The sequence below is a fragment of the Mesorhizobium sp. M1338 genome (assembly GCF_040318045.1).
Taxonomy (GTDB): domain Bacteria; phylum Pseudomonadota; class Alphaproteobacteria; order Rhizobiales; family Rhizobiaceae; genus Mesorhizobium.
Map to the genome: position 1 here is coordinate 224,589 of NZ_JAMYLL010000003.1, position 12,084 is coordinate 236,672.

Below are 12,084 nucleotides of genomic sequence, written 5' to 3' on the forward strand. Positions count from 1 at the left end.
GCGCGGCATTGGGGCGGAAATCCGGGCGGGTCGCGCCAATTCACCAGTTTATGAGCGATGATAGGGATGTCCCGAAAGGATGGTGGCCACCCGATAAAGCTGCTCTCCCAGCATCACGCGCACCAGTTGGTGCGGCCAGGTCAGCAATCCGAACGACATCACCAGGTCGGCCTGATCGCGCAGCGACTGGTCGTGGCCGTCGGCGCCGCCGATGGCGATGATCAGCGCCTTGCGGCCACCGTCACGCAACAGGCCGAGGCGCCCGGCGAAATCTTCCGAGGAAAAACTCTTGCCGCGTTCGTCGAGCAGGATCAGCGCTGTGCCGGGTTGCAACTGCGCCTGCAGCTTCTGACCTTCCTCGCGCCGCCGCTCGTTGGCGGTCTGACCACGACCTTCGGCGATCTCGGCAATGCCGGCGAATTCAAGCCCCACCGCCGGGCCGCTCTTGGCGAAGCGCTCGAAATAGCGGTCGGCGAGCAGCTTCTCGGGGCCGGCTTTCATCCGGCCCACGGCATGAACTGATATCTTCATCCTTGCCCCTATAAGCCGCCGATGCACGCGATGACATGCATCAAAACAAAGGCGGCTTAGTGGAGGGTCTCTTCCTCGAGATCCGGCGCCTGCCACATCTTTTCAAGATTGTAGAATTCGCGGACCTCGGGGCGGAAGACATGGACGATGATGTCGCCCGAATCGATCAGGACCCAGTCGGCACCTGCCAACCCCTCGACGCGCGCCATGCCGAGCCCGGCATCCTTGAGCGCTTTGAGAAGGTGATCGGCGACAGCCGAGACATGACGGTGCGATCGACCCGAAGCGACGACCATGTAGTCGCCGAGGCTCGATTTTCCCTGGATGTCGATGGAGACAATGTTTTCGGCCTTGGAGTCTTCCAGACTGGCAAGGACTGTCTTGATGGCGCGGGACACGGCGTCGTCTACGCTGATCCTGGCCGGCGAAGGCATGATATCGGCCTTCTTCCGCAGTGCTGTTCTCAGTGTATTTCCTTTCGCAGCAAGAACAACCAAATCACCCTTGAAAGCAGGTGACGCCACTTAGATAGGCAGAGTTCCCTTACAGTTTCAAGACGGGACCTGCCTGGCACGAACGTATTCTCGTTCCTGTGGTTCCCCCGCACGCCGGAAAAGATCGGAACCCTCGCTCCCCGCATGGGTTATCGGCTCACCGACCAACCGGATTTTCACCATGCCGATCGACCCACAAAACACCCTTGCCACCGTCCAGGCCGGCCTCGCGCAACTGAGCACGCTGATCATTTCATACTCTTTCTCGGCCATCGGCGCCGTCATCCTTTTGGTTGTCGGCTACATCATCGCTGGGCTTGCCGAACGTTCGATCTTCGCCGGACTCGGCCATATCCATGGCTTCGACCAAACGCTGCGGCATTTCTTCTCCAAGATCGTCCGCTATGCCATCCTGATCCTCGTCACCATCATGGTGCTTGGCCAATTCGGCGTGCAGACGGCGTCGATCATCGCCGCCATCGGCGCCATAGGCCTGGCCATCGGCCTGGCGTTGCAAGGCACGCTGCAGAACATCGCCGCCGGCATCATGCTTCTGGCGCTGCGGCCGTTCCGCATCGGCGAATCCGTCGAGGTCGGCTCGATTGCCGGCACGATCGAGGAGATCGGCCTGTTCGCGACCAAGCTCAGGACCGCCGAAGGCGTCTATATCCTGGCGCCCAATTCGACGCTGTGGAATCAGCCGGTGCGCAACTTCACCCGCAACGGTGTGCGCCGCAGCGACATCACACTCTCCATCGGCTCCTGGAACGACATCGACCGCGCCCAGAAGACCTTGCTCGCCATTGCCGCCGCCGACCGGCGGGTGAAACGTGAGCCGGCGCCGATCGCTTTCGTCGCGACATTGGGCGACAGCACCGTGTCGATCGCCTTGCGCTACTGGACATCTTCGGCGGACTTCTTCGCCACCCAGACCGACCTCACCAAACGTGCCAAGCAGCAATTCGACTCGGAAGGCATATCGATTCCGCTGCCGCCACCGGAAGCGCCAGCGCCGGAGGCCCGCCGGCAATGATCGGTTAGCCGTTGCGCCGGTCTTGCTCGTCCGGCGCGAACGCAAGTTCGACCGGCAAAGGCGCCTGCGCGGTCATCGGTGCGAAACTGCCGGTTTCACCGGCGGGAACCGGACGCGTCGTGAACACACGCAGAAGCACGAACAGGCAGAAGGCTGCCGCGATGAGGATCGCTACATAGATGAAGGTCCGCGTCCCGAAGACGGCCGAAAGCGCCGTTACGATGCCCGGCACGATGAAGCCCGAAAGCGACCAGGCAAACAACAGCGTACTGGACATCGCCACCATATCCTCCTTGCCGGCACGGTCGGAGGCATGCGCGCTGGAAAGCGAATAGATCGATTCCGAGGCGCCATCCCAGATGATGTAAATCACCACCAGCGCCGCCAGCGCGCCGCCGTCGAACCCAAGCGCGAACAGGCCGGCGACCATGGCGAGTGCGGATGCGGCGACCAGCACATAGCGGCGGTCGGTGCGGTCGGAAATCCAGCCAAGCGGGATCTGCAGGATCAGCGTGCCGACCGGCATCGCCGAAAGCAGCAGCGCCACATCGGCTTGGCTGTAGCCCTTGGCCGTGGCGTGGATCGGCGCGAAGCCCGCGATCGACATCGACAGGCCGCCGACCGCCAGCATGCCGGCGACGCCGACCGGCGAAATCCGCCAGGCCCGTCCGAGCGCCACCGAGGCCGCCCGCGGTGCCGGCGGCTGGGCCAGCCTGGTCATCCCGACGGGGAGGATCGACAAAGCGGTGAAGGCGATACCGATCAGCGGCGCATCCGCGGTCCTGATATCGATCAGCGCCAGCGTCGCGTAGCCGACGCCGAGCCCGGCGACATAGGCAACGTAGAAGAAAGCCATCACCCTGCCGCGGATGGCATTGGCAATGGCATCGTTCAGCCAGCTCTGCGCGACGATGAACAGACCGCATATGGCAAAGCCGTAGAGCGCGCGGGCGGCGATCCACAGCAGCGGATGCGGGCCGGCGCCGACAGCGGCGTTGGCCAGCGCGATCAGCGCCGACAGCACCATGAAGGCGCGGGCATGGCCAACCCTTCTGACCAGCGGTCCCGTCAGGATGCAGCCGGCGAGGCCGCCGGCCGAAAGTCCGGTGATGATCAGCCCGGCCCAGGTCGGATCGAAGCCCTCGGCGCCGAGCCGGACCGGGATATAGGCAAACATCAGCCCATTGCCCACGGCTATCAGCGCCATCGACGCGATGACGCTGGCAATCGCGATCAGCGGCGTGGGCTCCGTGCCTTGCCCGACTTCGCTGCGGTTTTTCCTGGGAATCGACATGCCTGCTCATGATTGCCCACGAAACGGGCAAAGGGAGCGATAAAAGCGACATGGCCGGGCGAGCGGGCTCACCCCTGTGCCAGTTTGCGGATCGCGCTCGACGACAGCGACGAACGCGGGCCGTGGATGAACGTCCAGGCCGGCGCCTTCATGCGGGCAAGCCGTGGCGCATCGCCTTCGTCGACGCGGGCATAGTCGAAGGTCTTGGCGACAACCGATGACAGGAACGACAGCGTCGCTCCCGGCCGGTCGATCACCGCGATCGGGAAGGTCATGACGATCTCGCGCCAGCGCTGCCAGCGATGGAAATCGCGCAAACTGTCCGCACCCATGATCCAGACGAAGTCGACGCCGGGATTGCGCGCCTTGACCAGCGCCAGCGTGTCGGCGGTGTAGCGGACATGATGGGCCCCCTCGACGGCGGTGACCTTGATCTTCGGGTTCTTGGCGATCTGCTCGGACAGTTGCAGCCGTTCGCTGAGCGGCGCCAGCTCGCCTGTGCTCTTCAGCGGGTTGCCGGGCGTCACCATCCACCAGAGCTGGTCGAGCGCCAGGCGTCGCAGCGCAATCTCGGCGACCAGCGCATGGCCGGCATGCGGCGGATTGAATGAACCGCCGAACAGGCCGACGGCCAGCCCCTTCTCGGCATGCGGCATCTTGAGATAGTGGGAGGGGATTGCGGGTGGGGAAGGGGATAGCATCGCGCTAGGCACCCCCCTCTGCCCTACCGGGCATCTCCCCCACAAGGGGGGAGATCAGCAGTTTCGGCGTAGGCGTAAATCTTGCAGCGTTGAAGACTGGCGAAATCAGAAATGTCAGCCAATCTCCCCCCTTGCGGGGGAGATGTCCGTCAGGACAGAGGGGGGTGGCTGGGCGCAAGCTTCAGGCCCTTCGGGCAAAAGACGTCAAGGCCTCACCTGTCCGGACCCGCGCACGCGGTATTTGAACGAAGTCAGCTGCTCGACGCCGACCGGTCCGCGCGCATGCATCTTGCCGGTGGCGATGCCGATCTCTGCGCCCATGCCGAACTCGCCGCCATCGGCGAACTGGGTCGAGGCGTTGTGCAGCAGGATCGCCGAATCGATCTCGTTGAAGAACCGCTCGACCGCTTGCGCGTCCTCGGCGACGATCGCCTCGGTGTGATGCGAGGAAAAGGTTTCGATGTGCTCGATTGCGCCAGCGATACCGTCGACCAGCTTCACCGCGATGATGGCATCGAGATATTCGGCCACCCAGTCGAGATCGGTGGCCGGCTTGGCGTCGAAAAATACTTTCAGCACTTCGGCGTCGGCATGGATTTCGCAACCCGCGGTGCGAAGTGCGTCGAGGATCGGCACCAGATGTGTGGAGGCAACCGCACGGTCGATCAGCAGCGTCTCGGCGGCACCGCAGACGCCGGTACGCCGCATCTTGGCGTTGACGGCGATCCGCACCGCCATGTCGAGCTCGGCTGAGCGGTCGATGTAGAGATGGCAGATGCCTTCGAGATGCGCGAAGACCGGCACCCGTGCCTCGGTCTGCACCCGCCCGACGAGGCTTTTGCCACCGCGCGGGATGATGACGTCGAGCGTACCGTCCAGTCCTTTCAGCATCTCGCCGACGGCGGCGCGGTCGGTGGTCGGCACCAGCTGGATGGCGTCTTCCGGCAGGCCGGCTTCCTTCAGCCCGTCGACCAGGCAGGCATGGATGGCGGCCGACGAATTGAGCGAATCCGAGCCGCCGCGCAGGATCACCGGATTGCCGGCCTTGAGGCAGAGCGCGCCGGCATCCGCCGTAACGTTCGGCCGGCTCTCGTAGATGACGCCGACGACGCCGAGCGGCGTGCGCACGCGCTCGATATGCAGGCCGTTCGGCCTGTCCCATTGCGCGATCACGTCGCCGACCGGATCGCGCAGCGCGGCGATCTCCCTGATGCCTTCGGCCATGGCCAGAATGCGCGCCGGATCGAGCTTCAGTCGGTCCATGAAGGAGACGGAAAGCCCGGATTCCTGACCATTCGAGACATCGATGGCGTTGGCGTCGAGGATGTCCTGCCCACGCGCGACGATCGCCTCGGCCATGGCGAGGAGTGCGGCGTTCTTGGCGGCGGTCGTGGCAATGGCCAGCGGTCGGGCGGCGGCGCGGGCGCGGCGGCCGATATCGGCCATCAGCGCGACGGTGTCGTCCCCGGATTTTTCATGCAATTTCAGCATGCTCATCCTCCGCTTACATCGCCACCGGCCAGCACTTGGTTACCGGCTCCTACTTGGTCACTGGAATGGCTCACCACAAGGTCGTCGCGGTGGATCATCGCCGAACGCGCCTCGTAGCCGAGCACGGTTTCGATCTCGGCCGTCTTCAGACCAGCGATCCTTACGGCATCGGCGGCATCATAGGCAACCAGCCCACGGGCGATCTCGCGGCCCTCGGGCGACAGGATCGCCACCGTGTCGCCGCGCGAGAAATTGCCACTGACCAGCTTGACGCCGGCCGGCAGCAACGACTTGCCCGACAGAAGCGCACCAATGGCGCCGGCATCGACCGTCAGCCGGCCAGCCGGTTCGAGCTGGCCGGCGATCCAGGTCTTGTAGCCCTTGACCGGGTTGCTGCTCGGCCGGAAGAAGGTGGCGCGCTCGCCGCGTTCGATCGCCATCAGCGGCGACAGCCGCGTGCCGGACGTGATGATCATCGCCGTGCCGGCGGCGGTCGCGATCTTGCCGGCATCGAGTTTCGTGCGCATGCCGCCGCGCGACAGCTCGGAAGCGGCGGCTCCCGCCATCGCCTCGATGTCCGATGTGATCCGGTCGACCACCGGAATGAACTTTGCATTGGGGTCCCGCGCCGGAGGCGCCGTGTAGAGCCCGTCTATGTCGGAAAGCAGCACCAAAAGGTCGGCGCCCATCATGGTGGCGACGCGAGCCGCCAGCCGGTCATTGTCGCCGTAGCGGATTTCGGAGGTGGCAACCGTGTCGTTCTCGTTGATGACCGGCACCGCCTTCATCTTCAGGAGCGTCGAGATCGTGGCCCGCGCGTTGAGGTAACGGCGGCGCTCCTCGGTGTCGCCGAGTGTCAGCAGGATCTGGCCCGATTTCAGGCTGCCCTTGCCGAGCGCATCCGACCAGGCGCCGGCCAGTGCGATCTGCCCGACGGCTGCCGCGGCTTGGCTCTCCTCGAGCTTCAAGGCGCGCTTGCCGAGGCCAAGGATGGTGCGGCCGAGCGCGATGGCGCCGGACGACACGACGAGGATTTCAGCACCGCCCTGGGCAAGCACGGCAATGTCGTCGGCGAGCGAATCCAGCCAGTCGCGCTTCAGGCCCGTCGCGCGGTCGACGAGCAGCGCCGAGCCGATCTTGACGGTGATGCGCCGATATTTTTTCAGCGACTGCATAGTCCTATCTGTCCCAGCGCGTCTCGACCGGTGCAGCGATCCGCGCGCGTGCCTCGGCCACCACCGACATCAGCGCCCGCAGCACCGCCTCGACACCCTCGCCGGTGACCGCCGACAACAGCATCGGCGCGCGGCCGGCGGCACGCTTCAGCGAGGCGACCTTCTTCTTGCGAGCCTCGGCGTCGAGCGTGTCGACCTGGGAAAGCGCCACGATCTCGACCTTGTCGGTCAGGCCGTTGCCATAGGCCTCGAGCTCGGCGCGCACGGTCTTGTAGGCCTTGCCCGGATTTTCCTCCTGCGCCGAAACCAGATGCAGCAGCACGCGCGTGCGCTCGACATGGCCAAGGAAGCGGTCGCCGATGCCGACGCCCTCATGCGCGCCTTCGATGAGACCCGGAATGTCGGCGATGACGAATTCGCGCGCGTCGATGCGGGCAACGCCGAGGCCGGGATGCAGCGTCGTGAACGGATAATCGGCGATCTTCGGCTTGGCGGCGGTGACCGCGGCCAGGAATGTCGACTTGCCGGCATTCGGCAGCCCGACCAGCCCGGCATCGGCGATCAGCTTCAGCCGCAGCCAGATGTTGAGCTCTTCGCCCGGCAGGCCGGGATTGGCGCGGCGCGGCGCCTGATTGGTCGAGGTCTTGAAATGCTGGTTGCCGAAGCCGCCATTGCCGCCCTTGGCCAAGAGAAAGCGCTGGCCGACCACGGTCAGGTCGCAGATCAGCGTCTCGTTGTCCTCTTCGAACACCTGCGTTCCCGCCGGCACTTTCAGCGTGACATCGGCGCCCTTGGCGCCGGTCATGTTGCGGCCCATGCCATGGACTCCGGTCTTGGCCTTGAAATGCTGCTGGTAGCGATAGTCGATCAGCGTATTCAGCCCGTCGACGGCCTCCACCCAGACATCGCCGCCACGACCGCCGTCGCCGCCGTCCGGCCCTCCGAATTCGATGAATTTTTCGCGCCGGAACGACACCGAACCGGCGCCGCCGTCACCGGAGCGGATGTAGACTTTGGCTTGATCGAGAAATTTCATGGGATTTCGCAGTTTCTACTAGTGGCTTTGCGGCATTGCTCTAAACCTTGGGCCTTGCTCTAAACCAAGGCGCGGCGAAGGGCGAGGCCGTTTTGTGACAATGGCCGCATGGATCGGCCGGAGAGATGTTGGATGAAGCTTGTAACTTACAACATCCAGTACGGTATCGGTCTCGACGGGCAGTACGATGTCGGGCGCGTCGCTGACGCCGTGCGCGGCGCCGATGTGATCGCACTGCAGGAGGTTACCCGCAACAACCCCAGGAACGGCGGCCGCGACATGGTCGCCGAGATCGGCGAGGCATTGCCCGATTACTTCGCCGTCTATGGCAGCAATTTCGAAGCCAACATCGGCTCCCACCTCGAGAACGGCCGCGCCATCACGAAAACCTTCCAGCTCGGCAATATGATGCTGTCGAAGACGCCTATTCATCTGTCGCGCAACCTGCTTTTGCCGCGCAGCCGCAGTTTCGAGATGATGAACTTCCAGCGTGGCGCGCTGGAAGCGCTGATCGAGACACCGCTGGGTTTCATCCGCTTCTATTCCATCCATCTCGATCACCGCAGTCCTGTCGAACGCGCCAGTCAAATCCAGTTCCTGCGCCGGCGCCTGTTGAACTATGCGCTCGAAGGCGGCGCGCTGTCCGGCGTCGCCGAGATCGGCCTGCCGGAATTGCCGCATCCCGAAGCCTTTGTCGGCATGGGCGATTTCAACATGCTGGCCGGCTCACCGGAATATGTCGAACTCGCCGGCCGGCCGGACCACGAATTCGGCATGCCGCTGACCGCCGATTTCGCCGTCGATGCCGCCTTGCGCCTGAACGCCACCGGCGACGATCTCGTCAGCTGGGTCGACCCCAAACAACCCGCCAATCCCAACCGCCACAAACGCATCGACTACATCTTCACCAGCGCTTCGCTTGCCAAATCCCTGAAGCGCCTGTGGGTCGACCGAAAGGCCGTCGGTTCGGACCACCTGCCGGTGTGGGTCGAACTAGGCTGATTCCATGTCCGAACCCTTGGTTTCAACGCGACGCGCCGAGATGTGTTGAGATTCAGGTCAGGCCGAGCCGAAAACGCTGGTTTTCGAGAACCGGAGCGGAGCGTACTTAAGTACGCGAGCACCGGAAGCGCAGAAAACCAACGTTTGCAGGCCGGCCTCACCTGAATATCAACATATCTAAAAGTGCACCCAGTTCCGGAGACTCGTCCAGGTCTTGCGGTCGAGTCGGTAGCGCTCGACCGGCACCTGGCCGGCGACGATCGAGTTCAGCATGCCTTGGCCGGCATACTGGAACCCGCACTTGTGGATGACGCGGCGCGAGGCTGGATTGATGACCCGCGTCGAGGCATGCAGCACCTGGATCGACGTCCTCTGGAAGGCGAGATCGACCAGCGCATGCGCTGCTTCGGTCGCATAGCCCTTCTTCCAATAGGGCTCGCCGATCCAGTAGCCAAGCTCCAGTCCGCGATCGGTGGTGTTGAGACCCGCGCAACCGACGAAAGTGTCGGTGCCGGCCAGCGTCAGGGCGTAGGCGATGCCCGCCCGGCGCGACTTGGTCATGGCGAGGAAGGCGCGCGCCTCGGCCTCGCCATAGGGGTGCGGCATGCGGGCCAGCATTTCGGCGACATGACGGTTGTCGGCAAGCTCGACCAGTTGCGCGATATCGCCTTCGTGCGGCGCCCGCATCACCAGTCGCTCGGTGACCAGCACCGGGCAGTCTATCGCGTAACTTTCGTCTTCTGAGTCTTCCGCTTCGGCAACCATTTGAAGTCCTCCAGGCACAAGAAAAAGGGGAGATGGAAACCCATCTCCCCTGATCCATTTCCTGGTTTTGCCAGACACCGGTCCCGAGATGGGCGCCGGTGTTCTAGTGCGGAACCGGCTACTCCGCGGCTTTGGTAATCGGGTTGACCGATACGTAGGTTCGGCCGTTGGCTTTTTTGTTGAACGTCACGGCGCCGGTCTCGAGCGCAAAAAGCGTGTGGTCCGTGCCCATGCCGACATTGACGCCGGGATGCCACGTGGTGCCGCGTTGACGAATGATGATGTTGCCCGGGATGACGGCTTCGCCGCCGAACTTCTTCACGCCCAGACGCTTGGAATGCGAGTCGCGACCGTTGCGCGACGAGCCGCCAGCTTTCTTGTGTGCCATCTAACTAACTCCGTTGCGCCGCAAGGCGCCTAAAAGGCGTTATGAACGCGTTCGCGTTCCGTTTCAAGTCCGATCCGGCGACCTAAACGCCAGAAAAATTACTTCGCCGCCAATTCCTTGGCCTGCTCGCGCCAGTCCTTGATCTGGTCGGCGCTGAAGGGCATGTGCTCGTCGATCTTGGCGACATCCTTGTCGGTCAGCTTGGCGAGCTGAGCGAAGGTGATGATGCCCTGCTCGTTCAGATCCTTGGCTGCGACCGGGCCGATTCCCTTGATCACGGTCAGATCGTCCGGCTCGCCCTTCGGCGCCTTGAACAACGGCGCTGACGCGGTCTCGGCTGCCTTTGTCTCGGCTGCCTTGGCCTTGGGCTCCTTCTTCGGCGCGGCTTCCGCCTTCGCTTCCGTGGCTGCCTCTGCCTTGGCTTCCTTCTTCGGCGCCTTGACCGCTGCCGTCTTCGTCGGCTTGGCACCACCCAGCAGGATCTCGGAGATCCGCACGGTGGTCAGAAGCTGACGATGGCCGATCTTGCGGCGCGAATTCTGCCGGCGGCGCTTCTTGAAGGCGATGACCGTGCGGTTCTTGCCCTGCTCGACGACTTCGGCGGTGACCACCGCGCCATCGACGAACGGCGCGCCGAACGTGACATTTTCGCCTTCGCCATGCGCGAGAACGTGGCCGATCTCGACCATATCGCCGACATTGGCTTCGACTTTTTCGATCTTCAGGAGATCGTTGGCGGCAACGCGATACTGCTTGCCACCCGTTTTAATGACTGCGAACATTTTTTGCCTTTCGCTGTTCGGTCGGCCTTGATGAACCGCCTCTGGCGGTTCAGCCGTCTTTTTGTCAGTCTGCGGGTTCAAAAAACAAGCGGCGCGGAAGAACCCTCCACGCCGATTGCGCGCTGTCCCTAACCGAAGGTTGAGTGTGAGTCAAGGCAGACAGCCGCGCCGGGTTATTGGCGGCAGGCACTGGCCGTGTCGACAGCACCGCGCCGCGCTGCCGTCGTGGAAGCAAGGATGCGTGACTGGTCGGCAACCTGCCTCGGTCTCCCTGCACCGGACCCGCCGCGAATCCGCCGCTTGTCCGGCAAGCCAAATAACTGACGGATTTGGCCTTGTAACCTGCCCGTTCAGCCGTTATCTAGTGCGCCGCGCCGGCAACGGCCGACCATGACCGCGGAGAGGTGGCAGAGTGGTCGAATGCACCGCACTCGAAATGCGGCATGGGTGCAAGCCCATCGGGGGTTCGAATCCCTCCCTCTCCGCCACTCTGCTTCGGTCCATTCCGCTGCCGAAAATCACCGAGTATCTGGAAGGATACGGCAGTTTTTGGCCCTAATCCAATCTAGAAAGGGTCGCCCGCCCAATCCTCATGTCCGTGGCGGATTCGGACAATGAGGATGTCGCCGTCCGCTTCGATCCGGTACACGACAAGATGGGCCTTGCACGGGTGGATGCGCATTGGCGGCGAGATCTCCCGGCGCTCCCGCGCCATGCGCGGATTGGCGGCGATCAACTCAAAGACCGCAAACAACCCCTCATGATACTGTCTAGCCTGCACCGCGCCGAACAGACGCACTCCCTGCTCGGCAATAGCGACAACGTCTTCTTCCGCCGCCAGGGAAAGGCGGAACCCCATTACCCGTTGCCGCGCGTCGCATCGGCCCGCGTCAACGCGGCTGCAAAAAGTGCGTCTTTGGAACGACCCCCGATGCCACTTTTCAGCCCGTCATCGACATAGCGCTGCATGGCCGCAATCTTGTCATTGCGCTCCTGATCCCGGCGGATCAGATCACGCACATAGTCGCTGGCATTTGCATAGCGACCTGTTCTAGTTTGCGCCTCGACCCAGTCTTTCATGGGGTCGGGCAAGGATACGTTCATAGTCGCCATATCGGCCTCCATTGATTGCCATTATGGGGTATTTTGGCAAACTTTGTCAAAAACCTTTGCTGTTCCGCCACATCGCCAGGACGAGACGGACACACGAACTCGGGAAATAGCGTTTGATTTCAACTCCTGGCAGAGCCTGCTCGTCACGCTTACCGGCCTGGCGCCGATCACGCTGATCAGCATCGGCATCGCCTGCTGATAGTGTTCACGAATCTACAGCGCCGCGAGCGCATGGACTGCCGGATCAACGAGCGCCCACGCACCTGATCGCTGCCGACA

The 12,084-nt window shown here is 63.4% G+C and carries 14 protein-coding genes and 1 tRNA gene; 3 read left to right on the top strand and 12 right to left on the bottom strand.

Features of this window, described 5'->3' with window-relative positions; all coding sequences use genetic code 11:
• Window positions 1-48 precede the first annotated feature (48 nt).
• A complete protein-coding gene (gene rlmH, locus NKH19_RS04965; RefSeq protein WP_352864985.1) occupies window positions 49-531 on the bottom strand; it encodes a 23S rRNA (pseudouridine(1915)-N(3))-methyltransferase RlmH in 483 nt (160 codons plus the stop codon).
• A 56-nt stretch (window positions 532-587) separates the two neighbouring features.
• The gene (gene rsfS / locus NKH19_RS04970; protein WP_023758584.1) at window positions 588-965 is read right to left on the bottom strand and encodes a ribosome silencing factor; all 378 of its coding nucleotides are present in this window, start codon (window positions 963-965) and stop codon (window positions 588-590) included.
• A 241-nt stretch (window positions 966-1,206) separates the two neighbouring features.
• On the opposite strand from rsfS, the gene NKH19_RS04975 reads away from it, so the two are divergent.
• Entirely contained in the window at window positions 1,207-2,058 is an 852-nt protein-coding gene (locus NKH19_RS04975; protein WP_352864986.1) for a mechanosensitive ion channel family protein, read from the top strand.
• A gap of 4 nt (window positions 2,059-2,062) precedes the next feature.
• Here the strand turns inward: NKH19_RS04975 and NKH19_RS04980 are convergent, their stop codons facing one another.
• From NKH19_RS04980 to obgE, 5 genes are all read right to left on the bottom strand, one after another.
• Window positions 2,063-3,352 carry an MFS transporter gene (locus tag NKH19_RS04980; protein WP_352864987.1) on the bottom strand — a complete coding sequence of 430 codons (1,290 nt, stop codon included), beginning with the start codon at window positions 3,350-3,352 and terminating at the stop codon, window positions 2,063-2,065.
• Window positions 3,353-3,420: 68 nt separating this feature from the next.
• Window positions 3,421-4,053 carry a nicotinate-nucleotide adenylyltransferase gene (locus tag NKH19_RS04985; RefSeq protein ID WP_352864989.1) on the bottom strand — a complete coding sequence of 211 codons (633 nt, stop codon included), beginning with the start codon at window positions 4,051-4,053 and terminating at the stop codon, window positions 3,421-3,423.
• A gap of 204 nt (window positions 4,054-4,257) precedes the next feature.
• Window positions 4,258-5,544, bottom strand: coding sequence for a glutamate-5-semialdehyde dehydrogenase (locus NKH19_RS04990; protein ID WP_352864990.1), 1,287 nt, complete (start codon window positions 5,542-5,544; stop codon window positions 4,258-4,260).
• 2 nt (window positions 5,545-5,546) lie between these two features.
• Window positions 5,547-6,719 (bottom strand): glutamate 5-kinase, encoded by a 1,173-nt coding sequence (proB, locus tag NKH19_RS04995; RefSeq protein ID WP_352864991.1) that lies wholly within the window; start codon window positions 6,717-6,719, stop codon window positions 5,547-5,549.
• A gap of 4 nt (window positions 6,720-6,723) precedes the next feature.
• Window positions 6,724-7,755, bottom strand: coding sequence for a GTPase ObgE (gene obgE / locus NKH19_RS05000; protein ID WP_352864992.1), 1,032 nt, complete (start codon window positions 7,753-7,755; stop codon window positions 6,724-6,726).
• Between the two features lie 132 nt (window positions 7,756-7,887).
• On the opposite strand from obgE, the gene NKH19_RS05005 reads away from it, so the two are divergent.
• Window positions 7,888-8,757 carry an endonuclease/exonuclease/phosphatase family protein gene (locus NKH19_RS05005; protein ID WP_352864993.1) on the top strand — a complete coding sequence of 290 codons (870 nt, stop codon included), beginning with the start codon at window positions 7,888-7,890 and terminating at the stop codon, window positions 8,755-8,757.
• Window positions 8,758-8,934: 177 nt separating this feature from the next.
• Here the strand turns inward: NKH19_RS05005 and NKH19_RS05010 are convergent, their stop codons facing one another.
• The 3 genes from NKH19_RS05010 to NKH19_RS05020 all read right to left on the bottom strand — a co-directional run bounded on the left by NKH19_RS05010 (window position 8,935) and on the right by NKH19_RS05020 (window position 10,692).
• Entirely contained in the window at window positions 8,935-9,522 is a 588-nt protein-coding gene (locus NKH19_RS05010; protein ID WP_023758577.1) for a GNAT family N-acetyltransferase, read from the bottom strand.
• 118 nt (window positions 9,523-9,640) lie between these two features.
• A complete protein-coding gene (gene rpmA / locus NKH19_RS05015; RefSeq protein WP_015315190.1) occupies window positions 9,641-9,910 on the bottom strand; it encodes a 50S ribosomal protein L27 in 270 nt (89 codons plus the stop codon).
• A gap of 98 nt (window positions 9,911-10,008) precedes the next feature.
• Window positions 10,009-10,692 (bottom strand): 50S ribosomal protein L21, encoded by a 684-nt coding sequence (locus tag NKH19_RS05020; protein WP_352864996.1) that lies wholly within the window; start codon window positions 10,690-10,692, stop codon window positions 10,009-10,011.
• Between the two features lie 398 nt (window positions 10,693-11,090).
• On the opposite strand from NKH19_RS05020, the gene NKH19_RS05025 reads away from it, so the two are divergent.
• Window positions 11,091-11,180 (top strand) — tRNA-Ser (locus tag NKH19_RS05025).
• A gap of 77 nt (window positions 11,181-11,257) precedes the next feature.
• Here the strand turns inward: NKH19_RS05025 and NKH19_RS05030 are convergent.
• Window positions 11,258-11,551, bottom strand: a complete 294-nt coding sequence (locus NKH19_RS05030; protein WP_352864998.1) for a type II toxin-antitoxin system RelE/ParE family toxin — start codon at window positions 11,549-11,551, stop codon at window positions 11,258-11,260.
• Complete coding sequence (locus tag NKH19_RS05035; RefSeq protein ID WP_352865000.1) at window positions 11,551-11,805, bottom strand: type II toxin-antitoxin system ParD family antitoxin; 255 nt, start codon at window positions 11,803-11,805, stop codon at window positions 11,551-11,553. The genes NKH19_RS05030 and NKH19_RS05035 overlap by 1 nt, the downstream gene beginning before the upstream one ends.
• Between the last annotated feature and the right edge of the window lie 279 nt (window positions 11,806-12,084).